The 21,987-nt window shown below is 72.2% G+C and carries 21 protein-coding genes and 2 pseudogenes; 16 read left to right on the top strand and 7 right to left on the bottom strand.

What is annotated here, in order from left to right; genetic code table 11:
* The first annotated feature begins 15 nt into the window (after positions 1-15).
* Entirely contained in the window at positions 16-1,374 is a 1,359-nt protein-coding gene (locus F9278_RS04190) for an enolase C-terminal domain-like protein (RefSeq protein WP_152167052.1), read from the top strand.
* Between the two features lie 40 nt (positions 1,375-1,414).
* On the opposite strand, the gene F9278_RS04185 is transcribed toward F9278_RS04190, so the two are convergent.
* Together F9278_RS04185 and F9278_RS04180 are read right to left on the bottom strand one after the other, a co-directional pair.
* Positions 1,415-2,413, bottom strand: a complete 999-nt coding sequence (locus F9278_RS04185; protein ID WP_226967261.1) for a LacI family DNA-binding transcriptional regulator — start codon at positions 2,411-2,413, stop codon at positions 1,415-1,417.
* Positions 2,414-2,534: 121 nt separating this feature from the next.
* On the bottom strand, positions 2,535-3,014 hold the full coding sequence (locus tag F9278_RS04180; RefSeq protein WP_193241362.1) for a hypothetical protein: 480 nt from the start codon (positions 3,012-3,014) through the stop codon (positions 2,535-2,537).
* A gap of 90 nt (positions 3,015-3,104) precedes the next feature.
* On the opposite strand from F9278_RS04180, the gene F9278_RS04175 reads away from it, so the two are divergent.
* From F9278_RS04175 to F9278_RS04155, 5 genes are all read left to right on the top strand, one after another.
* Positions 3,105-3,677 (top strand): substrate-binding domain-containing protein, encoded by a 573-nt coding sequence (locus tag F9278_RS04175; protein ID WP_152167050.1) that lies wholly within the window; start codon positions 3,105-3,107, stop codon positions 3,675-3,677.
* A 138-nt stretch (positions 3,678-3,815) separates the two neighbouring features.
* Positions 3,816-4,538, top strand: coding sequence for a dienelactone hydrolase family protein (locus F9278_RS04170; protein ID WP_152167049.1), 723 nt, complete (start codon positions 3,816-3,818; stop codon positions 4,536-4,538).
* A gap of 189 nt (positions 4,539-4,727) precedes the next feature.
* Positions 4,728-6,413, top strand: a complete 1,686-nt coding sequence (locus F9278_RS04165) for an MFS transporter (RefSeq protein ID WP_152167048.1) — start codon at positions 4,728-4,730, stop codon at positions 6,411-6,413.
* 73 nt (positions 6,414-6,486) lie between these two features.
* Positions 6,487-7,038 carry a hypothetical protein gene (locus tag F9278_RS04160; protein WP_226966623.1) on the top strand — a complete coding sequence of 184 codons (552 nt, stop codon included), beginning with the start codon at positions 6,487-6,489 and terminating at the stop codon, positions 7,036-7,038.
* Positions 7,039-7,158: 120 nt separating this feature from the next.
* Positions 7,159-7,356 (top strand): hypothetical protein, encoded by a 198-nt coding sequence (locus F9278_RS04155; protein ID WP_152167047.1) that lies wholly within the window; start codon positions 7,159-7,161, stop codon positions 7,354-7,356.
* Between the two features lie 46 nt (positions 7,357-7,402).
* On the opposite strand, the gene F9278_RS04150 is transcribed toward F9278_RS04155, so the two are convergent.
* Positions 7,403-8,818 (bottom strand): DUF2252 domain-containing protein, encoded by a 1,416-nt coding sequence (locus tag F9278_RS04150; RefSeq protein ID WP_152167046.1) that lies wholly within the window; start codon positions 8,816-8,818, stop codon positions 7,403-7,405.
* Between the two features lie 195 nt (positions 8,819-9,013).
* Between F9278_RS04150 and F9278_RS04145 the strand changes: the two genes are divergently transcribed.
* From F9278_RS04145 to F9278_RS04130, 4 genes are all read left to right on the top strand, one after another.
* A complete protein-coding gene (locus F9278_RS04145; protein ID WP_152167045.1) occupies positions 9,014-9,646 on the top strand; it encodes an HdeD family acid-resistance protein in 633 nt (210 codons plus the stop codon).
* Positions 9,647-9,672: 26 nt separating this feature from the next.
* Entirely contained in the window at positions 9,673-11,082 is a 1,410-nt protein-coding gene (locus F9278_RS04140; protein ID WP_152167044.1) for a hypothetical protein, read from the top strand.
* A gap of 115 nt (positions 11,083-11,197) precedes the next feature.
* Positions 11,198-11,653, top strand: a complete 456-nt coding sequence (locus tag F9278_RS04135) for an SHOCT domain-containing protein (protein WP_152167043.1) — start codon at positions 11,198-11,200, stop codon at positions 11,651-11,653.
* A gap of 4 nt (positions 11,654-11,657) precedes the next feature.
* On the top strand, positions 11,658-12,092 hold the full coding sequence (locus F9278_RS04130; RefSeq protein WP_152167042.1) for a DUF7144 family membrane protein: 435 nt from the start codon (positions 11,658-11,660) through the stop codon (positions 12,090-12,092).
* On the opposite strand, the gene F9278_RS04125 is transcribed toward F9278_RS04130, so the two are convergent.
* Together F9278_RS04125 and F9278_RS04120 are read right to left on the bottom strand one after the other, a co-directional pair.
* Entirely contained in the window at positions 12,058-12,765 is a 708-nt protein-coding gene (locus F9278_RS04125) for a hypothetical protein (RefSeq protein WP_152167041.1), read from the bottom strand. The genes F9278_RS04130 and F9278_RS04125 overlap by 35 nt on opposite strands.
* 9 nt (positions 12,766-12,774) lie before the next feature.
* Positions 12,775-13,350 (bottom strand): TerD family protein, encoded by a 576-nt coding sequence (locus F9278_RS04120; protein WP_152167040.1) that lies wholly within the window; start codon positions 13,348-13,350, stop codon positions 12,775-12,777.
* A gap of 218 nt (positions 13,351-13,568) precedes the next feature.
* On the opposite strand from F9278_RS04120, the gene F9278_RS04110 reads away from it, so the two are divergent.
* The 3 genes and pseudogenes from F9278_RS04110 to F9278_RS04100 all read left to right on the top strand — a co-directional run bounded on the left by F9278_RS04110 (position 13,569) and on the right by F9278_RS04100 (position 16,451).
* Positions 13,569-13,955 carry a BlaI/MecI/CopY family transcriptional regulator gene (locus F9278_RS04110; RefSeq protein WP_152167039.1) on the top strand — a complete coding sequence of 129 codons (387 nt, stop codon included), beginning with the start codon at positions 13,569-13,571 and terminating at the stop codon, positions 13,953-13,955.
* A 6-nt stretch (positions 13,956-13,961) separates the two neighbouring features.
* Positions 13,962-14,893, top strand: a pseudogene (locus F9278_RS04105) (M56 family metallopeptidase).
* A gap of 172 nt (positions 14,894-15,065) precedes the next feature.
* Positions 15,066-16,451: an LCP family protein gene (locus F9278_RS04100; RefSeq protein ID WP_193241361.1), complete on the top strand. Its 1,386-nt coding sequence runs from the start codon at positions 15,066-15,068 to the stop codon at positions 16,449-16,451.
* Positions 16,452-16,712: 261 nt separating this feature from the next.
* Here F9278_RS04100 and F9278_RS04095 read toward each other — a convergent pair.
* Positions 16,713-16,998: pseudogene (locus F9278_RS04095) on the bottom strand (sporulation protein); the annotation flags it as partial.
* A 158-nt stretch (positions 16,999-17,156) separates the two neighbouring features.
* Entirely contained in the window at positions 17,157-18,020 is an 864-nt protein-coding gene (locus F9278_RS04090) for a DUF4394 domain-containing protein (RefSeq protein WP_152167037.1), read from the bottom strand.
* Positions 18,021-18,345: 325 nt separating this feature from the next.
* On the opposite strand from F9278_RS04090, the gene F9278_RS04085 reads away from it, so the two are divergent.
* The 3 genes from F9278_RS04085 (at position 18,346) to F9278_RS04075 (ending at position 21,899) form a co-directional block, all read left to right on the top strand.
* Complete coding sequence (locus F9278_RS04085; RefSeq protein ID WP_193241360.1) at positions 18,346-19,590, top strand: PucR family transcriptional regulator; 1,245 nt, start codon at positions 18,346-18,348, stop codon at positions 19,588-19,590.
* Positions 19,591-19,661: 71 nt separating this feature from the next.
* On the top strand, positions 19,662-20,306 hold the full coding sequence (locus tag F9278_RS04080) for a phosphoribosylanthranilate isomerase (protein WP_152173686.1): 645 nt from the start codon (positions 19,662-19,664) through the stop codon (positions 20,304-20,306).
* 162 nt (positions 20,307-20,468) lie between these two features.
* Positions 20,469-21,899 (top strand): cytochrome P450, encoded by a 1,431-nt coding sequence (locus F9278_RS04075; RefSeq protein WP_152167035.1) that lies wholly within the window; start codon positions 20,469-20,471, stop codon positions 21,897-21,899.
* Positions 21,900-21,987: the final 88 nt, after the last annotated feature.

Genomic DNA, 21,987 nt, shown 5'->3' with positions numbered 1-21,987 from the left:
GGAAGGCTCTCGCACATGATCGTCCAGGAACTCCGTGTCACCCCCGTGGCCTTCGCCGACCCCCCGCTGCTCAACGCCGACGGCGTGCACCAGCCCCATGTCCTGCGCGCCGTCGTCGAACTGGTGGTGGCCGACGGCCGCGGCGGCGAGGTGACGGGACTCGGCGAATGCGCCGGGCACGCCTGGCAGTTGGACTGGCTGGAGCTGGTCGGCTCCCGTCTGCCCGGCACCAGCGTGTACGAGACGGGCGAACTGGCCTCGCGGGTGAGGGAGTTGCTGTCCGGGCACGCGGACGGGGTCGACTACGGGCCCGACGCGCCCTGGCGCCGCTGGTCCGACCGCACCGACCCGCCCGAGTCACGCGGACCGGCGCCCGTCCCCGCGCCCGCCTTCGACATCCGGCGGGTGTACGCGGCGCTGGAGGTGGCCTGCCTGGACGCGCAGGGACAGTTGGCGGGCGTACCGGTGGTGGATCTGCTGGGCGGCCGGGTGCGGGACGCGGTGCCCTACAGCGGCTATCTGTTCTACAAGTGGGCCGGGCACCCGGGCGCGGACGGGGAGTCGGGCGCGGATGGCGACCCGGGTGCGGACGAGTGGGGCGCGGCCCTGACCCCGGACGGTGTCGTGGCCCAGGCCGTGCGCATGGTGGACCGCTACGGCTTCCGCTCGCTCAAGCTCAAGGGCGGCGTGTTCCCGCCGGAGGAGGAGATCGCCGCCCTGCGCGCGCTGCGCGCCGAGTTCCCCCGCCATCCGCTGCGCCTCGACCCCAACGCGGCCTGGAGCAGGCAGACCGCGCTGTCGGTGGTCGGCGAACTGGCGGACCTCCTCGAATACCTGGAGGACCCGGTGGCCGGCGTCGAGGACATGGCCGAGGTCGCCGCCCGGACGACCCTCCCGCTCGCCACCAACATGTGCGTGACCTCGCTGGAGGACGTCGGGCCTGCCGTGGCGCGCGGTGCCGTGCGGATCGTGCTCGGCGACCACCACATCTGGGGCGGTCTGCGGGCCACCGTGGCGCTCGGGAACGTCTGCCGGGCCGTCGGCTGGGGGCTGTCCGCGCACTCCAACTCCCACCTCGGGATCAGCCTCGCCGCCATGACCCACGCGGCGGCGGCCACGGCCTCGCTCGACCACGCCTGCGACACGCACTACCCGTGGAACGCGGCGGAGGACGTCGTGGTGCCGGGCGCGCTGTCGTTCGTCGACGGCTCGGTCCCGGTGCCTCAGGGCACCGGTCTCGGCGTCCGGCTCGACCGCGCCGCCCTGGACCGGCTCCACGCCAGGTACCTGCGCCTGGGGCGTGAGCATCGCGACGACACGGCCTATCTGCGAAGGGTGCGCCCGGGGTTCGATCCGACGATGCCGCGCTGGTAGGCGCCGTCGGTACGGCCCGTGCCCGCCGGGGGCGGCGCGGCTACCGGGGCTCGATCGCCGCCGTCGACCCCCGGACCACGAGATGCGTCGGCAGCACCCGCTGCGGTGGCTGGGCGCCCGCTTCCGACGGCGTCCCCAGGATCCGGAACAGCAGATCCACCGCCGCCCGCGCGGCGTGCGCCTTGGGGACGCCGACGGTGGTCAGCGGCGGGGCGGCCATCCCGGCGAGGGCGATGTCGTCGCAGCCGACCACGCTCATCTCCTCCGGGACCCGGACCCCCCGCGCGGTGAAGCGGCTGATCAGGCCGAACGCGACGATGTCGTTGAAGGCCACCACCGCGCTCGCGCCGCTGGCCAGCACCACGTCGGCGGCGCCCGTGATACCGCCGTCGAAGTGGGGGGCGACGCTGCCGACGCGCACGATCTCGACCTTGCCGGAGTCCGCCACCGCCTCGATGCCGGCGGCCCGCTCCTGAGCGGTCCAGGTGCTGCGGGGGCCGCCGACATAGGCGATCCGGCGGTGGCCGAGGGCGTGCAGATGGGTGAGCGCGTCGGTCATGCCCTCGACCATGTCGGCGGTGACGCTGGCGAAGCCCGGCTCCTTGCGGTGCAGCAGCACGATCGGCCGCTGCGTGATCTGGTCCAGGGAGCGCAGTTCCTCGCTGCTCAGATGCGGGGCGCACAGCACGATGCCGTCCACCTCCGACGCCATCGTGCGGATCGCGTCCAGCTCCAGGCCCTCGTCGCGCTCGGCGTCGCTGACGAACACGGCGTGGCCGAGGCCCCGGGCGCGGGCCTGCACGCCCTTGCAGATGTCCGCGAAGAAGGGGTTGAGCAGGTCGGGGACGATCACGCCCAGATGGCCCGTACGGCCGGTGATGAGGCCACGTGCGGCCCGGTTCGGCTGGTAGCCGAGCCGGTCGGCGGCGGCCTGGACCCGCTCCCGGGTCACCGCGCTCACCGTTCCGTCCGGCGCCAGCGCCCGGGAAACCGTGGACGGGGACACCCCGGCCGCCTTCGCAACTTCTCGAATCGTCACCTGCACGTGCCGAGGTTTACACCCCTGTCTACGAGCGTCAATGCGAGCCGGGGAACGGCCGCCGGGCGGGTGGCGCCGGACACCCGGCACCACCCGCCCCCAGGGCCTGACCGACCGGTGGTCAGGGCAGCTTGACGACCGTGAGGTCGTCGCAGTACCCGGCCGCGGAGCCGGAGTTCTTGTAGCGGTAGGCCTGCGCCGAGGTGACGGAGGCGCCGGTGGTGAAGAAGACCGGCTGCTGGGCGTAGGCCGTGGCCGAGGTCCGCAGATACGTTTCTGTACCGCCGAAGCCCTTCACCCCGACCGCCACCTCCTCACCGGCGGTGGCCGCCTTGGCCCAGCCCGCCAGCAGACAGGTGCCGCTGGAGGCGGCCACGCTCGACGCCGTACCCGTGCTCTGGCTCCACCGGGTCAGCGCGCCGGTCTCGAAGCCCGGGTCGGTGACCGCGTCGGTGGCGGACGACAGACGCTCGACCGCGGGATCGTCGCGGTTGCCCGCGCCTGTGCCGCCGGTGTCCTTCCAGCAGTGGATCTGCGCGGAGGTGTGCGAACCACCGGTCGTGAACAGCACGGCCGCCTGGGAGTACGAGGTCGTGGCCACGTCGGCCGAAGACCGTGTTGTTGCGGAAGAAGAGGGTGCCGGTGACGCTCGATCCTCGCCGTGGGTCGGGGTGCCGTACGGCGCCGCCGTATGCGCGTCGGCACCCGGCATCTGATCGACCTGGGCCACACCCGCATCGGCCACCTCCGCGGCGAGGAGGATCTGAAGAGCACATCCGTCCGCTTCCAGGGCTTCGAGGACGCGATGCGGCTGGCCGGAATCGAGGTCGATCCGCGTCTGGTGGCCTCCTGCGACTTCTCCTACGCCTGCGGCTTCCGCACCGCGACCCGGCTGATCACCGAGCACGCCCCCACGGCGATCGTCGCCGGCGCCGATCTGACGGCCCTCGGCGCGATCGACGCGGCACGCGCCCTCGGCCTCAACGTGCCCACGGACTTCTCCGTCGTCGGCTTCGACGACCTCCCGCAGGCGGCCCGGAGCTTCCCCGGCCTGACCACCGTGCGCCAGCCCCTGCACGACATGGGACAGAAGGCCGCCCGCGCGCTGCTGTCCCTCATCGAAGGACAGAAGCTGCTCATGGAACACCTGGAGGTCGCCACCGAGCCGGTCCCGCGCGACGCCACGGCCCCACCGGCGCCCGCCGCCGGGCGGAAGGCCACGGGCGGGGAAAACCCGTTGGCGGGCCGGGGCGACCGCTGCTAGCTTGCTGGAGGCCGTGCGAGAGAACGAGGAGGTGGTACCCGTGAACGCTGTATCGACAGGGGTGCTTCCCTCCGGGGTCACGGTCGGGCGATAGGTCGCCCGGGAGCGCCGCACGCGCACTCCCGAAAGGGCACGACCATGCACATCACCTCCGAGCGCCGCCTCGACGACGGCGTCCTCGTACGCGAGTTCACCCTCGGCGAGATCCCCGGCACCCTGTGGACACCCGCCTCCGCCGCACCGGCCCCGCTGATCCTGATGGCCCACAACAACGGCCTGCCCAAGGCGGATGCCCGGCTGGTGGCCCGCGCCCGGCACTGCGCGGCGGACGGCTACGCGGTGGCCACCGTCGACGCCGCCGGGTGCGGTGACCGGCCCCGTTCCACCGCCGACGAGCAGGCCCGTGCCGACCTCCGGCGGGCGCTGCGGGCCGGTGAGCCGGTCGACGAGATCTTCGAGTCCGTCGTCGGCCCACTGGTCGAGAACGCGGTCCCGGAATGGCGGACCACCCTGGACGCCCTCCTCGCCCTCCCCGAGATCGGCGGCCCGGTCGGATACTCGGGCTGGCTGGCCCTCGGCATCCGCCTCGCGGTGACCGAGCCACGCATCGCGGCAGCCGGTTTCTTCGCCGGGGGCTTCGTCCCCCGCGCCCAGCGCGAGGAGGCCCGGCAGGTCACCGTCCCGCTGCTGCTCCTGCTCCAGTGGGACGACGAGGGGAACCCCCGGCAGCGGGCCCTGGACCTGTTCGACGCCTTCGGCACCGAGCAGAAGACACTGCACGCCAACCTGGGCGGGCACACCGGCACCCCGTGGTTCGAGGCGGAGGACGGGAACCGGTTCTTCGGCCGCCACCTGAGGTGACGCCGGTCGTCCCGGTGTGATGCCGGTCGTCCCGGCGCGGCGCCGGGCGCGCGGGCGCCGCCTCGCCCGTGGCGGGTGAGGCGGCGGCCGGGCTTCTGAGCTGGGATGGAGGTGGCGGCCGGTCGGCGGAACGGTCGCCGTCCGGCCGCCCCCACCGGCGTGCCGGGCCGACCGGGTGAGGTGGACGCCGTGAAGCACTGGCGCGCTCTGATCGTCCTGGGGACGGCCCAGTTCCTGATGGTCCTGGACACGAGTGTCATGAACGTGTCGATCAGTCAGCTGGTCGAGGACTTCGACACCGAGGTCACCGCCATCCAGGCCGTCATCACGTTGTACGCGCTGGTCATGGCCGCCTTCATGATCATCGGAGGCAGGCTGGGCGACATCTTCGGCCGCCGCCGCCTCTTCTTCCTCGGCCTCGTGGTCTACGGCATCGGCTCGGCCCTCACCGCCGCGGCACCCACCCTGTGGGTCCTCGCGCTGGGCTGGTCGGTGATCGAGGGCCTCGGCGCCGCGATGGTGCTGCCCGCCATGGCCGCCCTCGTCGCCGAGTCCTACCGGGGCCGGGACCGGGCCGTCGCCTACGGCGTCATCGGCGGACTGGCCGGCGCGGGCATCGCCGTCGGCCCGCTGCTGGGCGGCTGGGTGACCACGTATCTCACCTGGCGGCTGGTCTTCATCGGGGAGGTCGTGGTCGTCCTCGCCGTGCTGTGCTTCCGCCGGGTCATCACCGAAGAGCCCCGCACCGGACCCCGCCCCACGATGGACGCTGTCGGCGCCGCGCTGTCTGCCGCCGGCCTGGGCCTCGGCGTCCTCGGTGTGCTGCAGAGCAGCACCTGGGGCTGGGTGCAGCCCCGCAACCCGCCCTTCACCGTGATGGGCTTCGCCCCGACCCTGTTCGTCATCGGCGCCGGAGCACTCGTCCTCGCCGGCTTCGCGCACTGGGAGCACCGACGGGCCGCCCGCGGCACCGACCCCCTCGTGCATCTGCCCCTGCTGCGCCGGCCCGCCCTGCGCTCGGGACTGTCGGCGCTGCTCTGCCAGAACCTCATCCTGCTCGGGCTGTTCTTCACCATCCCGCTCTATCTCCAGGTCGTACAGGGCTTCGACGCCTTCGAGACCGGGCTGCGGCTGCTCCCGGTCTCCGTCACCATGCTCGCCGCCTCCCTGGTCGCCTCCCGGCTGGGCCGCCTGGCGGGACCGCGCCGGGTGGTGCGGATCGCGCTGGCGACCCTGGCCGCCGCCATCGTCTGGCTGCTGGCCACCATCGACCCCGTCATCGACGACACCCAGTTCGCCCTGGCCATGGCCCTGCTCGGGGTCGGCATGGGGCTGCTCGCCTCCCAACTGGGCAATGTCGTGCAGTCCAGCGTGGGCGAGGAGGAACGCAGCGAGGTCGGCGGGCTGCAGTTCACGGCCCAGAACCTGGGCTCCGCCCTCGGCACCGCGCTCATCGGCTCGCTCCTCATCGGCTCCCTCGCCCATGCCTTCACCGCGCAGGTGGAGGACGATCCGAGGCTGTCGCAGGAGACCCGGCAGCAGACCGGTGTCGCGCTGGAGGCCGGGATCAGCTTCGTCCCCACCGACCAGGTGCGTACGGCGGCCGAGCGCGCCGGGCTGCCGCCGGCCGAGGTCGACGCCGTCACCGACTCCTACGCCTCGGCCCAGCTGGACGGACTGAAGGCGGCGATCCTCGCCACCGGTGGCATCACCCTCGCCGCCTTCCTGGTCACCCCCCACCTGCCGAGCGGACGGTCGGACCGAACACGCGCGCCCGCGAACGGGACCGGGCCCGGAACGGGGACGGGGAGGGGCGGTCCGAAGCCGCCCGGCAAGGATGCCCCGGCCGCCACCGCGCGCCGCTCGCGGCACTGAGACGGCGACCGACGGCCGTCCAGGAGCAGTGGAACGCGGCTCCACACGCCGACAGCGAGAGGAGGCCGAGACGATGCCGACGACCGGGCCCGGTACATCCCCCGCATCCCCCACACCCCCCGTGCCCTCCGCCGGGCGGGGCGGCGGTGAGCGGCGGGCCCGTGCCGACTACACCGGCGGTGTCTACGGATCCATGCTCGCCTCCTCCGTGATCATCGGAGTCGGCTCCCTGGGCGACTCGCCCCGTCTGGAACTCGTCCTCCTGCTGCTGCTCACCGGCCTGGTGTTCTGGGTCGCGCATGTGCACGCCCAGCTGTTCGGGGCCCGGCTGGCGCAGCGGGGGCTTGACCGCCGGGTAGTGCGGGAGGTGTGCCGCGACGAGTGGCCGATCGTCAACGCGGCCGTCCCGCCCGCCCTCGCCGTCGCGGTGAGCCCGCTCCTCGGCCTCGATCTGTCGGGTTCGCTCTGGCTGGCGCTCTCGGTGGCCGTGGCGGGACAGGTGGGCTGGTCGGCCGCCGCGGCCCGCCGGGCCGACGCCTCGTGGGGACTGGTCGCTGTCACCGCCTCGGTGAACCTGTTCCTCGGCCTCCTGATCATCGGCTTCAAGCTCTATCTGACCCACTGACTCACCTGCCCGGGGTGAGGCCCGCCCGGTGCTCCTCGGCGGACCATCCCAGAGAGGGACGGCGTGCGACCCGCCCCTACTCGGCCACCCGCCCGTACCAGGCATGGGGGAACACCGCTCATGCGCTATGAGATTCGCGTCGAGGGACAGCTGTCGAAGGCGCTCACCAGCGCTTTCCCCGAGCTGGAACATGTGCTGATGTCCGGCCACACGGTCCTGTTCGGGCAGGTGATCGACGAGGCGCATCTCTACGGGCTGCTGGCCCGCTGTCAGTCCCTGGGCCTGCGAGTCCTGGAGATGCGCCAGCTGCCGGAGTGACCGGAGTGACCTGAGCGCCGAAGTGCCGGAGTGATCGGAGGAGGGCTCAGAGGGTCTCGGTCCGGACCTTGCCCGTGCGCGCCGCCGTGCCCAGCGCCTCGAAGTCCCGCTCGTTCCGGTCGGCGTAGGCCTGCGCGAACTCGGCGAGGGCGCGGTCGAAGCGGTCGCTGCCACCGAGGTAGGCGGCGATGGCGACGGGGTCGCCGGAACGGGCGTGGGCCCGCGCCAGGCTGGCACCGCACAGCCGCGCGAAGAGCCGCAGCAGGGAGGGCTCCATGGTCTCCGGCCGGGCGATGCCCTTCCAGTCGCGCAACTGCCGTACGTAGAAGTCCCGTTCGCGTCCGTCCAGTCCGACGACATGGGTGTAGCCCAGGAAGATGTCGCTGGTCGTCTGGATCAGCCGCTGCCCCGACACCACCCGGCGGCCCTGGTTGTCCCAGCGGTCGCCGCCGAGCTGGGCGGAGAGGACGGACTCCTGTGCCTCCTTGGCCTGGAGCAGCAGCGGGTCGGTGTCGTCGCGGCCGAGCAGGAGGACGATCCAGCAGCGCGTTCCGACGCTGCCGACGCCCACCACCTTCCGGGCCATGTCGGCGACGTGGTAGTGGCGCAGCAGATGCCGGCGCTCGGAGGACAGGGTGCGTACGTACTGCTCCAGGACGTTGTGGAGCTCCTTCTCCTGGCCCTCTGCGGAGGGGTCCGCCAGCAGGTCGCGGAGCGGGGTGATCAGAGGCGGGTCGGGTGCGATGAGCCGGCCCTCGGCCGTGACGCGGGTGAGCTTCTCGAAGGCCTGGAGATGGGTGCGTGTACGGGCCTTCGCGGTCGCCCGCTCGGTCCGGCGGCGGCTCTCCTTGTCCATCGACGAGGCCATCAGCTCCCGCAGACGGTCGGCGTCGTCCTGCGCGTACCAGATGTCCAGGGTGGGCATGCCGGCGAACTCGCGCATCCGCCGCCGGTACGCCTTCACACAGGTCAGGACCGCGCTGTTCTGCTCTGCGGTCGAGAAGCCGTTGGCGCGGCCCGCGATCACGAAGCTGGCCGCCAGCCGCTTCACATCCCATTCGAACGGTCCGGCCAGCGTCTCGTCGAAGTCGTTGATGTCGAAGACGAGATGGCGTTCGGGCGAGGCCAGCAGCCGGAAGTTGAGCAGATGGGCGTCGCCGCAGAGCTGCGCCTTCAGACCGGTGTTGGGCAGCGGCCCGAGGTCGGAGGCCATGATCGCCGCCGCGCCGCGGTAGAAACGGAACGGCGATTCGAGCATGCGGCCGTAGCGGATCGGGACCAGGTCCTGGAGCCGGGTGGCGGACTGGCGCTCGATCACCTCGATCGGGTCCGTGCGTCCCGCGTCCGCGTCCGCCTCGAACCAGCCGTGGCAGGACCGGGAGGCGCGCTTGCGCGCGTCGCGGCCGTACGCCGCCCTCTCGGATACGGACAGTGACACCGTCGTCGCGCTCGATCCGGTCATGGCACATACCTCCTGAACCGCCGGCCAGACGTACCCCCACCTCACCACCTCATCGCGGCTCCGGCGCGCGGGGATCACCCGCCGGGGGTGATCCGGCGGGCGGCGGGCGGCGGGACGCTGACCGGGTGAGGTCACCGCACACCGTCGTACGCCGGCGGTGCGGAAGCGGCCCGTCCGGCCGCGCGAGGAGGAGCCATGACCGAGTCCCGGGGTCCCGAACCGCTGACCGGAGCCATGGGTGATCCGGCGGAGGCGCTGGCGCGGGTCGGGCGGTCCTGGAAGTGGATCCTCGGCTCGGCCGTGGCCACGCTGGTGCCCGGCATCATCGTCCTGGTGTGGCCGGACGGGACGCTGCACGTCCTCGCGGTCCTGATCGGGCTGTATCTGCTCGCGATGGGCGCCTTCCGGTTCGTCGACGTCTTCGCCCGGCGGGAACCGGGCGAGCGGCTGTCCGGGCTGCTGCTGGCGCTGCTGTACGTCCTGGCCGGTGTGCTCTGTCTGCGCAACCCGCTGCAGACGATCGCCGCGCTGTCGCTGATCGTCGGGATCGTCTGGCTGGCGAGCGGCATCCTCACCCTGTACACCGCCCTCGCCGCCAAGGACCTGCCCCACCGCGGCTTCGTGCTCGGCGCCGCCGTGCTCGGGATCGTCGCGGGGATCGTGGTGCTGGCCCTGCCCACCGAGTCGGCCACGGCACTGACCCGGCTGCTCGGGCTGTGGCTCGTCCTGCTCGGCCTCGGCGAGGCGGCGGTGGCCCTCGCCTGGCGCGCCGCCCTGCACCGGGCGGGTCTCACGGGCGCACGGGGGCCGACCGCCGGGACCGCCTGAGCCGTCCGCCCGACCGAGGAGGAGCCATGGCCCCGGGCAAGGACTCCGTACCGCCCCACTCCGGTTCGAGACCGCCGGACTCCGGTTCGGGACCGCCGGATTCCGGTCCGGGCGGCGCGCCCCCGCCCCCACCGGCGCCTCCGCATCCGCTGAGCGCCGAGGAGCGTGCCGAGTACGAGCGGCTGCGGCGGCACGCGGGGGTACGCCACCGGCGGCTGCGCAAGGCCGGGGCCGCCGTCCTGCTGGTGGTGACCCTGCTTCTCGCGCCCCTCGCCGTCGTCGCGGCCTGGGTGCAGGACACGGTCGCCGACACCGACCGGTACGTCGAGACGGTCGCCCCGCTGGCGTCCGACCCGGCCGTCCAGCAGGTGGTGATCAACCGGCTGACCGACGAGGTGGTCAAGAACGTGGACGTCGCGGCGGTGACCGACGCCCTCACCAAGGTGCTCAAGGACAACGGCGCCCCGCCGGCCGTCGTCACGGGGGCCGGGGCCCTCGACGGCCCGCTGCGCGACGTGGTGCGGACCGTCGTGGACCGCAATGTCACCCGGGTCGTCACCAGCGAGATCTTCCGGCAGACCTGGGAGGGCGCGAACCGGCAGGCGCACGCCGCGGTGGTGCACATGCTCACCGGCGAGCGCGAGGGCGCCCTGCGCGCCACCGGCGACACGATCCAGCTCGACCTCGGCCCCGTCGTCGACCAGGTACGGGAACGTCTCGTCGACGCGGGCTTCGACAAGGCCGCCGCCATCCCCGACACCGACCGGACGGTCACCCTGTTCCACACCGACGAACTGGGCAAGGCACAGGACGCCATGCGGCTGCTGGACATCCTCGGCACCTGGCTGCCCGTGCTGACCGTCGCCCTCGCCGCCCTGACCGTGTGGACCGCGCCGGGCCACCGGGTGACGCTGCTGATCACGGCGCTCGGGCTCGGCCTGATGATGGTGGTGCTGCTCGTCGCGCTGGCCGTCGTCCGCCGTGTCTACCTGGACGCCGTACCTTCCTCGGCGCTGCCGCCCGACGCCGCCGGGGCGATCTTCGACACCTTCCTGCGCTTCCTGCGCGACAGCACCCGCACCCTCCTCGTCGTCTTCCTGGCCACGGCCCTCGCCGCCTATCTGTACGGCCCCGGGCGGGTGGCCCGGTGGGTGCGGGACCTGGCCCGGCGCGGCACCACGGCCGCCGGGCGGGCGCTGCGGAGCGCCGGGCTGTCCACCGGACGGGCCGGCCGGCTGCTGGCCGCCCACCCGCGGTGGACGACCGGCGTCGTCCTCGGGGCGGGCGCCCTGGCCCTGCTGCTGTGGAACCGCCCCACGGTCGGCGCGGTGGTCCTCGTCGCCGTCCTGGTCGTCGCCGCGCTGGCGCTCGTGGGGGTGGCCGCCGCGGCGGCGGATCCCGTGCCGGACGAGAGCGGCCTCACCCGCCCGGGGTGAGGCCGCCCGGCCCTTGCCGTGGGCACGCTGAGAACGGTGCCGGGTCCGGTGCCGTGGACGCGCCGAGCGCGGCGGAGAACACCTGCCGGGCGGTCGTCCGGAACGGAGGAGAGAGATGAGTGATCAGACGTACCTCGCCTACGACTTTCCGCTGCTGAGCGTCTTCTGGTCGATGCTCTGGCTGTTCCTGTGGATCATGTGGTTCGTGCTGCTCTTCCGGGTCGTCGTCGACATCTTCCGCGACGACGACATGAGCGGCTGGGCCAAGGCGGGCTGGCTGGTCTTCACGGTCCTGCTGCCGTTCCTGGGCGTCTTCGTCTATGTGATCGCCCGGGGCAAGAACATGGGCCGCCGGGAGGTGGCGCAGGCGAAGGCGCAGCAGGCGGCCTTCGACTCCTACATCCGCGAGACGGCCAAGGGCGGCGGCGGACATCCCGGCCCCAGCAGTGTCGACGAACTCGCCAGGCTGTCCGAGATCCGCTCGCGCGGCGACATCACGGACGACGAGTTCCGCCGCGCCAAGGAACTGGTCCTCAGCGGCCACGGAACGCGCGACACCGAATCGAGGTAGCGGTATGACAGCCACACACACCGGGCATGTGCGTTCGACCAAGCAGTCACGGCCCGTCGCCGAGGGGCTGACGGTCTTCGCGGCCATCATGCTCATGATCGCGGGCATCCTCGCGGTGTGCCGGGGCATCATGGCGATCGCCGAGGACGAGGTCTTCGTCAGCACCCGCAACTACGTCTTCGAGTTCGACCTCACCGGCTGGGGCTGGGTCCATCTCGCCCTCGGCGCCGTGGCCGTCCTCGTCAGCCTGGGCCTCTTCCAGGCGTCGCTGTGGGCGCGTGTCGCCGGCGTCGCCATCGCCGGCCTCATCATCATCGCCAACTTCCTGTCCCTGCCGTACTACCCCGTCTGGTCCATCGTGATGATCGCCTTCTCCGCGTTCATCATCTGGGCCCTGTGCGTGGTCAAGCGGGACGGTTCCCGGGACCAGGTCCGCTGAGGGACGGGTCCTCGTGCAGACAGCGCCGCAGATGCGGGAGCATGCCGCGGTGCAACAGGGCCTCCTGCCAGGCGAGTCGGGCCTGTTCCGGTCCGCCGGGGCAGGCCGGGTCGCCGGGGCCGCGCAGGGCCGTCCGGAACAGCGCGGCGAACGCCAGGAGCACGCTCACGGCGGCGAACAGGGTGAGGGTCCAGCCGGCGGCTACCAGCGAACCGGGCAAGGTGCCCCGCACACCGGTCAGTCGGAGCAGATGGCCGAGGACGAGCACGACGGCGGCGGAGGAGGCGGCCAGCGACGGAGTGAGCACCGCCACCAGCGGCAGCAACTCCGCGTCGGTCGCCCGCCGCCATGCCCGCCCCTCGGAGTCCTCCACCGCCCGCGCTTCCCACGCCCCGCCGGTGTGCCGGGCGTCCGCCGAGTCGCCGCCGGTGCGCGCGGCCCCGGCGGCGGTCGTCAGCGCGGCGAGATACGCGGCGTACTCGACGTGCGCCGCCGCCACGATCGTGTCCGCGTCCGCCGCCGCCCGGACCCGCAACCGCCGTACGGCCAGACCGTTCGCGTCGGCGCGCAGGGCGTCCCGGATGTCCGGGGCGTCCAGCGCCAGCCGCAGTACGGCCTCGAAGTCGGCCCGGTCCTCGGGGCGCAGGCCGGTCGGGCGATACCGCCCCTTCACCCCGCCTCCTCAGACGTTGACACCGAAGTCGGCGGCGATTCCGGCCAGCCCGGAGGCGTAACCCTGCCCGACGGCACGGAACTTCCACTCGGCGCCGTTGCGGTACAGCTCGCCGAAGACCATCGCCGTCTCCGTGGAGGCGTCCTCGGACAGGTCGTAGCGGGCGATCTCGGTGCCGCCCGACTGGTTCACCACCCGGATGAAGGCGTTGCGGACCTGGCCGAAGCTCTGGCCCCGGTTCGCGGCGTCGTGGATCGAGACCGGGAAGACGATCCGGTCGACCTCGACGGGCACCGCCGACAGGTTCACCTTGACCGACTCGTCGTCGCCCTCGCCCTCACCGGTGAGGTTGTCGCCGGTGTGCTCGACCGAACCGTCCGGGCTGGTCAGATTGTTGTAGAAGACGAAGTGCCGGTCGGAGAGGACCTTCCCGGCGGTGTCGAGCAGCAGTGCCGAGGCGTCGAGGTCGTAGTCGGTGCCGGTGGTCGTCCGCACGTCCCACCCGAGACCGATCAGGACGGCCGTCAGGCCCGGTGCCTCCTTGCTGAGCGAGACGTTGCCGCCTTTGGACAGGGAAACTCCCACGGCGCACTCCTTCTTGGTGTTGTCGGCGTTGCGGATTCCTGAGAAATCTACAGCACTGTAGAAGATGGCGGGGGTCGTTCGGCAACTCTCCTTCTACAATCCTGTAGATCACGAGGCGGATGCGGATGCGGATGCGGATGCGGATGCGGATGCGGATGCGGATGCGGTCGCGGACGTGATCGCGGCTCGCGAGCACGGCGAAAGAAAGGGGACGGGGCGTGACGGACCGGCAGCGCTCCCGGCGCCGGGGGCAGGGTGAGTTGGAGGCGCTCGTCCTGTCCGCGCTGCGTGAGGCGGACGGCCCCCGGAGCGCGGGGTGGGTGCAGGCACACCTGGGCGGGGACCTCGCCTACACGACGGTGATCACCATCCTGACCCGGCTGCTGGCCAAGGGCGCCGTGACCCGGGAGCGTTCCGGCCGCTCCTTCGCGTGGACCCCTGCCTCCGACCAGGCGGGCCTGGCCGCGCACCGGATGCGCCGGGTCCTCGACGGCGAGAGCGACCGCGAGGCGGTCCTGGCCAGCTTCGTCACCTCCCTGGAGCCGGACGACGAACGGCTGCTGCGCGAACTGCTCGGGCGGACCAGGGGCGAAGGGGACGACTGAAGCCTCATGGGGGTGTTCGTCTCTCTGCCGCTGATCCTGCCGCTCACCGCGTGGCCCGTCGCGCGCCTCGCCGAACAGCGGCTGCACCCGCGCACCGCCACCCGGCTGCTGACCGGTGTGGCCGTGGTGATGGCGGTGTGCGGCACGGTCTGTCTGGCCCTGCTGATGGTGGTCGGCACGGCCCAACTGCCCGGCAGCCCCTTGCCCGACGGCTGGTCCGACCCCGAGGTGCGCGCGGCCGTCCCGTACGACGAAATCGCCGGACGCCTCGCCATCCCGGCACTGTTCGCCGTACTGCTGGCCTGCGGCCGGACCCTGCGGCGGCACGGCCGGGTGCGGCGCCGCGCCCACCGGGCCCTCGCCGGGCTGCCCGACACCGAGGTGGCGGTGCTGCCCGACGCGGCGCCGTACGCGTACGCGCTGCCCGGTGGCCGCCGCGACCGGGTCGTGGTGAGCACGGCGCTGCCGGCGTGTCTGGAACCGGCCGAGCGGCGGGCGCTGTTCGCCCATGAGCGGGCCCATCTCGCCGCCCGGCACCACCGGTTGCTGCCGGCCGTCCGGCTGGCCGCGCGCGCCAACCCGTCCTGCGGCCCCTGGGCACGGCCGTGGCGTACACGGCGGAGCGGTGGGCGGACGAGGACGCGGCGCGCACCGTGGGCGGCCGTCGGGTGGTGGCGCGCGCGATCGGCAAGGCGGCGCTGGTGTCCGCCGGTTCACCGGTGGCGACGCTCGCCGGCTTCGCCGCGTCGGGGCCGGTGCCGCGCCGGGTGGCGGCCCTCCTCGGCCCGGCGCCCGCGGTGCGCGGCTGGCCCTCGGTGTTCACCTCGGTCGGACTGGCCGCGTGGGCGGCGGCCGTCGGCGCGGCGGTCTCGGCCATGTCCTCGGCGAACTCCGCCGTGACCATGGTCCTGATTCTGTACGCTGCGACGCCTTTGTGACGTTAGTGAACGCCGTGCGCGACGTTCGTGAACACGGGGCGTGGTGAGACGTGTGCGGCACCGATCCGTATATCTACATGCATGTAGAGTCCTGCGGGTTCGGTGATCACGACCACCGGACGTCCAGGGGGCAGTCGACCGGCCGGATGCGGCCGAGGCGGGGGCAGGGCCGGTGAGCGGTACGGGAAGGCGGCGCGCGGGTGCCGGAGGCGGGGGGACGCGGCTGACGCGCCGGGGCCGGACGGTGAGCTGGCTCGCGGGTACCACGGCCGTGCTGGTCCTCGGCGCCGGCGGTGTCGGTGCCTGGGTCTACAAGGACCTGAACGACAACATCACGGGCGCGGACGTGGACGGCAAGCTCGGCGGGGACCGCCCGGTCAATCTCAGCCCGGGGTCGAAGAACATCATGGTCGTCGGCTCGGACAGCCGCGACGGGGCCAACGCCAAGTACGGCAAGGACCTGACCACGATGCAGTCGGACACGCTGATGGTGCTGCACATCCCCGCGAACCGGGAGTGGGCCACCGTGGTGTCGTTCCCGCGTGACTCCTGGGTCGAGATATCGGCCTGCGAGAAGGGCGACGGCACCACGTCCGGCCCGCATCTGGCGAAGATCAACGAGGCGTTCGCGATCGGCGGTTCGACCGGTGAGGTCGCCGGGGCCGCCGCCTGCTCGATCAGGACGGTCGAGGCCAACACGGGGCTGCGCATCGACAGCTTCATGTCCGTCGACTTCCAGGGCTTCAAGGGCATGGTCGACGCCCTGGACGGCATCGAGGTCTGCCCCGAGCAGGCCATCAAGGACGACAACGCCCATCTGGAGATCGACGCCGGATGCCAGACCGTCAGGGGCGAGCAGGCCCTCGGCTACGTCCGGACCCGCTACGCGGTGGGCGACGGCTCCGACATCGGACGCATCGGCCGCCAGCAGGAGTTCATGGAGGCGCTGGCCGCCAAGGCCAAGTCCAAGCTGACCAGCCCCACTTCGCTCTACGACTTCCTGCAGTCCGCCACCAAGTCCCTGACCACGGACGAGGATCTCGCCGGGATCGACCCGCTCTACGACCTCGCGTCCGAGTTGAAGGGCATCCCCAGCGACCGGCTGACCTTCCTGACCGTCCCCAACTACCCCCGTGAGGCCGACGTCCCCACCGACAAGGCCAACATCGTCTGGCAGTACCCGCAGGCCGCCGATCTGTTCACCTCGCTGGCCGGCGACAAGGAGGTGGACAAGGAGAAGCTCCAGGCGCGGGCCAAGAACGACCTGATCTACGCCTCCGACGTGCGCGTCCAGGTCCTCAACGGCACCGGGGTCACCGGGCGCGCCGCCGCCGTCGCCGAGAAGCTGCGCGTGGCCGGCTTCACGGTCGTCGGCACGGGCAACGCGCCCGAGACCACCGACACCACCACGGTCGCCTACCCGGACGACCTCACCAAGCGGGCGAAGGTCCTCGCCTCACGGCTGCCCGACGCCAAGGCCGCGCGGTCGGCGGACGCCGCCGCGGGGGTGGTGACCCTGGTCGTCGGGTCGGACCTGGACCTGGAGAAACTGCGCTGACCCGACGGGCCGGTCGGCCCGTCGGTCCACCGCGGGCCCTCGCCAGGGCCTCTCGCCGTCAGTTCTCCGCCTACGCTTCTTCCTCTTCTTCCTCTTCGCACCGAACTGGCCGTCACCGACGCACGGGACAAGGGCGACCTCGACCAGCCGAACGTCACCCTGGGAGACCCCGATCACCGAGCTGTACGGCCAGGCCCTCGGCATCGTGCTCGGCGTCCGGCGCGGGGGTCAGCTCGATCGCCGCCGAAGTCGTGGACGCGAGGGTGAACGGGACCTCGCGCAGTTCGCCCGCCGCGAGCCGGAAGCCGCCGCCGACCGTGGTCCGGTCGAAGACGGCGACGCCCTCGCTCTCGCCCTCCTCGTGCTCGGCCTCGACCCGCGCCACCAGCTGCAGGGTGATGTGCTCGATCTCGAAGTCGGCGTCCCCGCCCTTGAGATGGACCCGGCCGGTCAGCGTGGCGCCGGGGCGGACCGCGCCGGGGTCGAGCACCGTGTCGACCGTGGGGCCGCCCACACCGAGCGAACCGAGCAGCCGTTTGAACACCATCGTGGCGTCCACTCCTCAACTCGCGACTCGCGTACGTACAGGGCCTGTTGAGAGCCCATTCCCTCTACAGGCGTGTAGAAGCATAGGGGACGTACGCACGCCGACCCGCCGCGGTCCGATGGTTTCCGGACCGCGGCGAGGAGAGCTGGAGGCGGGGATCAGCTGCCGGTGAGGGAGACGGCCACGTCCGTGATGTTCAGGGGGAACTTGGACTTGGCGGCGTCGTTCACGAGGGTGGCCTGCCCGGTGAAGACGTTGACGGTGTAGAGGGAGGGCGTGCTCGCGCCGTAGGCGGTGAGGCTGGCGAAGGCGGTGTTGTCGACCGTCTTGCCGCCGCTCAGGGTGGAGTAGATGTCCATGCCGGCGTTGATCTGGGCGTCGAGGCCGAGGTTGCCGGTCGGGGCGAGCGTGCCGTTGTTGGCCGGGGACTGGATGACGACCTGGTCCGTGGTCGTGTTGATGTCGAACAGGGTGGTCGCGGTGGACCCGTCGAGGTCGTTGTTGGTGTAGGCGGCGGCGGAGACGCCCTTGGTCGTGCCCTCGATCGGCGGGGTGGTGAGGTTCAGGTCCTGGATGGTCGTGTGGTCGTTCAGGTTGTGCCGCAGATTCTGGCCGTTGTCGCTGATCACGCGCAGTCGGTCGGCCGCCGGGTTGAAGTCGACGCCGAAGTTCGCGCCGGCCAGGGCGTACTGCAGCTGGGACACCTTGGTGACCACGACGTCCTGACTGCCCGTCGGGATCGTGATCGTGTAGATGCCGCCCTTGTTGCCCACGCCGTACAGCACGCGGTTCTGCACCCGGAAGTCGATGCCGATCAGGCCCGTGTCGCCGCTGAGGCCGGTGACGGCCCTGACCCAGTTGAGCACGTCCGCCCGGTCGGTCCAGAACGCGGCCATCAGGGTGCCGTCACCGGTGATCCCGTAGGCGCGGAGGCTGGGAGCGGCGGCGGGGGCGGCCGAAGAGATGCCCGGGGTGCCGAGCATGAGCGCCGTCGAGGTGACCACGACCGCCATCGCCGCCATGATTCTCTTTCGCGTGCCTGCTTTCATCGGGGTTTCCCTCCCGTTTGGGCCTGCGCCATTGCGTGGCGCCCGGCCGAGAAATTGCGTACCCGTGCCCGTACTGATTTTCGCGGTGTTCCCCCACGGGCGTGTACGCGGTTCTCATTAAGGCTGCTTTACGACTCCTCCACAAGCGGAGAAGGTGACGGGAACGCCCCGATCCGGGAATTTTGCGCATGGTGACAAAAACCCTGTCGGCCCGCTTGCCGCCGATTTATGCGAAGTGATGAACGCCGTCCGGATCTCGTCTGTCGGCCCGTTCGTCCGGAATGACATGCTCGCGTCCATGGGGAGCCTGTTCGCCGAACTGGCCCGTCAGGCGTCGACCAACGCCCGCCGGGAGGTCGAGACCTACGCACGCGAGATCCCGGAGTTCGGGTTCCTCGACAAGGACGCCCGGGCCCGTGCCGAGACGCTGGAGCACTCGGTGTGGCTCCGCCATCGGACCGTCGAACTCTCGCCGGACAACAGTGAGTTGACCGATGACGATCTTGGCTGCATCGCGTCCATGGGAGAGCTGCGGGCCACCAACGGGATGTCCCTCGACGCACGGCAGGGGGTGCTGCGCGTACACACCGCGCTCATGCTCCGCGAGATCAACGAGGCGACCGACGCCCAGCGCGGCGGCGGGGTCGACGAGCTGATGCGGATGATGATCTGGTTCGCCCCGCAGGGCGAGCGGGGTATCGGCGCCTACCGTCAGGGATTCGTCCGCGTACTGCGCCGCCGAATGCCGTACGCCGAGCAGATCGCCCTGCTGGCCCGGTCATTGCTGAAGGGTGATCCGATAGCCGCGGAACTTGCCGCGGCCGTCGACATGGAACTGCCGGATCGCTGTGCCGTGACGGTGTTCCGGCTGCCGGACCCGCCCGTCGTCGACCGATTCCTGGAAAACGAGATCGAGACACTCGTGAAGGCCCACCAGACACCGGTCATATGGGGTCCCGAGGACGGCGACGGGAGCGCGGAACTGATCGCCCTGGTGCCGCTGGTCTCCGACGCCACGACAGCGGAGCACGCTCCGCCGCACACCGTCCCGGACCTCTTACCCGACCTGGCCCCCGACCATGTGCCGGATGTCGTACGGGACTTCGCCCGCGCCCTGGGCCGCCCCTGCGCCGTCGGCACCGCCACCGCACCGCTGCCGGAGCTGGCCGAGGCGCTGGAACGGGCCCGGCGGATCGGCCGGGCGGCCCCGCTGCGCCGGGCCTCCGCCGGACTGAGACCGTACGCCCTGGCCGACGTCTTCGTGGAACTCGCGGTCGCCGACGTGCCGTTCGTCGACTCCTGGCTGCGCTCGCTCGCCCGCACCCTGGACTCCGGCCCCGACCTGCTGCTCACCCTTGACGCCTACTACCGCCACGACATGCACCGCGGCACCACGGCCACCGCCCTCAACGTCCACACCCGCACCCTGGACTACCGACTGCGCCGCGTACGCGAACTCACCGGCATCGACCCCGGCTCCACCCAGGGCGTACGCACCCTCTCCGCGGTCGTCACCCGCCACCTGTCGGGAGCGTGGCGCTGACGGGGCCGGGTACCGGTGGCCGCGTCCCGGGAGAGCCGGACCTGGTGTCCGCCGTCCCCGGGGTCGCGCCGATGCGGCAGGCTGGGGGTGTGAGCAACTCCAGTGACAGTGACCTCCTCTTCGTCAAGATCTGCGGTCTGCGGACCGAGCAGGACGTCGACACGGCCGTCGAGGCGGGTGCCGATGCCGTCGGGTTCGTCTTCTCCGCCAGTCCGCGCCGGATCGACGCCGCCCTCGCCGCCCGGCTGAGCCGCCGGGTGCCCGAGCACGTCCTGACCGTCGGTGTGTTCCGCGAGGAACCCCTGGCCGACGTACGGGCCGTGGCCGCCGAGTCGGGGATCCGCGCGATCCAGCTGCACGGCCCCGACGACCGCGCCTACTACGACGAACTGGCGAGCGACGACCTGACCCTGATCCGCGCCGCCGCGTTCGGCGACGCGGTGCCGCGCTGCGGCGATTTCGGCGAGGACATGCTCCTCCTCGACGCGCCCGTCCCCGGCTCGGGCATCGCCTGGGACTGGGCGAGCAAGCCGCTGGTCGCCGCCGGGGAGAAGTGGCTCCTCGCGGGCGGACTCACCCCGGAGAACGTGCGGGACGCCGTCGCCGCCACCAGCCCCTGGGGCGTCGACGTCTCCAGCGGTGTGGAGCAGCGCCGGGGCGTCAAGGACCACGGTCTGATCAGGGAGTTCGTCAAGGCGGCCCGCGCCGGCAGGTGACGGACGGCCCGGCCGCCGCCGGGCACGCGGCTGTGAGTCACCTGATCGGAGCTGTGAGTGGTGATGCCCGGCGTTCCCCCGGAAGTGACCCTGGGGTAGGGTCCCCACGGTTCCGGCTACCGGCTGAAGGTGCGCCGGTACGGGGAGTGTCGGAGGGGCGGCATGGTGAGGGAAACCCAGTCGGGTGAGGGTGTGTCCGTGGAACCGGACGGCGCGGGGTTGGAGGCGATGTCTCCGGAACCGCTGCTGACCCGGGACTACGAGACGCGCCCCTCGCTGGTGTACGAGCGGCTGCGGCAGCGCCACGGGGCGGTGGCGCCGGTCGATCTGCTGGGCGTACCCGCCTGGCTGGTGCTGGGCTACCGCGAGGCGCTCCAGGTGCTGCAGGACGACGCCGGCTGGCCCAAGGGGCTGGAGAACTGGCGGGCCAGGACCGAGGGCAGGGTCCCGGCCGACTGGCCGCTCGGCCCCTCCCTGGAGGTCAACCACGTCCTCATCCAGGGCGGCCCCGGCTATCCGGCGCTGCGGTCGGCGTGGGACCAGGCGCTCAAGCCGTTCCAGGACCCGCGCAACCCCCAGGCCAAGCGGCTCAAGTCGGCCGTGACCGTCTACGCCGACGAACTGATCACCCTGATGGGGCAGGCGGGCGGCACCGGGCTCGCGGACCTGTCCGCGCAGTTCTCCCGCCCCCTGCCGCTGATGGTGGCCAGCCATCTGCTCGGCTTCCCCGGCTCGCAGGGCGACGACGCCCTGATGGACATGTGGCGGGTGCTGGACGCGGGACCCGACGCGGGGCCCGCCCTGGACCGGCTGCTCGGCGCGCTCGCGGAACTGGCCGAGCTGAAGCTGAAGACCCCGGGCGAGGACTTCCCCTCCTATCTGCTGGCCGCCCACCCGGACCTCTCCCTCGACGCGCTGGCCCGCGAACTGTTCATGCTGCTCGGCATGACCTCCGACCATGTCGGCATCCTCGTCTCCAACACGGTCGTCGAGGTCCTGTCGGGCGAGGACAGCGTGCGGGCCAGCCTCTCCGCCGGCATGGTCCGGGAGGCCATGAACCGCGTCGTCATGCGCAAGCCGCCGCTGGTGAACTTCGTCCCGAGGTTCGCCGCGAGGGACACCCGGCTCGGCGAGTACACGATCCGCGCGGGCGACCCGGTCTGGGTCTCCTCGGCCGCCGCGCACGCCGACCCGCTCTTCGCCGACCATGTGGCGCCCAGCACCACCACGGTCAGCACCCGGGCCCATCTGTCCTGGGGCGCCGGCCCGCGCCAGTGCCCGGCCCGTGAACTCGCCTCGACGGTCGCGGCCGTCGGAGTGGGCCGGCTGTTCGAGCGGTTCGCCCATCTCGACCTCGCCCTCCCCGTCGACCAACTGCCCTGGCGTTCCTCGCCGTTCATGCGGGGCCTGCGCTCGCTGCCCGTGCGCTACGAACTCGCGCCGGACGCCGAACAGCCGCCGGACCCGGCGGGTGCGGGTGATACTGACGCGGGTGACACGGACGCGGCGGGGGCGGTGACGCCGGACGTCTCCGCCCGGCAGCGTTCCTCGCTGTGGCGCTACCTCACGGGGCTGATCCGCTCCGGCCGCTGAGCGTCTCCGGCCGCGGGCCGGTGGGGCTTCTCGCGCAGTTCCCCGCGCCCCTGAAAAGCAGGGGCTGCGCCCCGTGCTTTTCGCCCCT

Origin of the sequence: Streptomyces phaeolivaceus, assembly GCF_009184865.1 — a bacterium.
GTDB lineage: Bacteria > Actinomycetota > Actinomycetes > Streptomycetales > Streptomycetaceae > Streptomyces > Streptomyces phaeolivaceus.
This window is presented reverse-complemented; position numbering and strand designations above follow the sequence as displayed.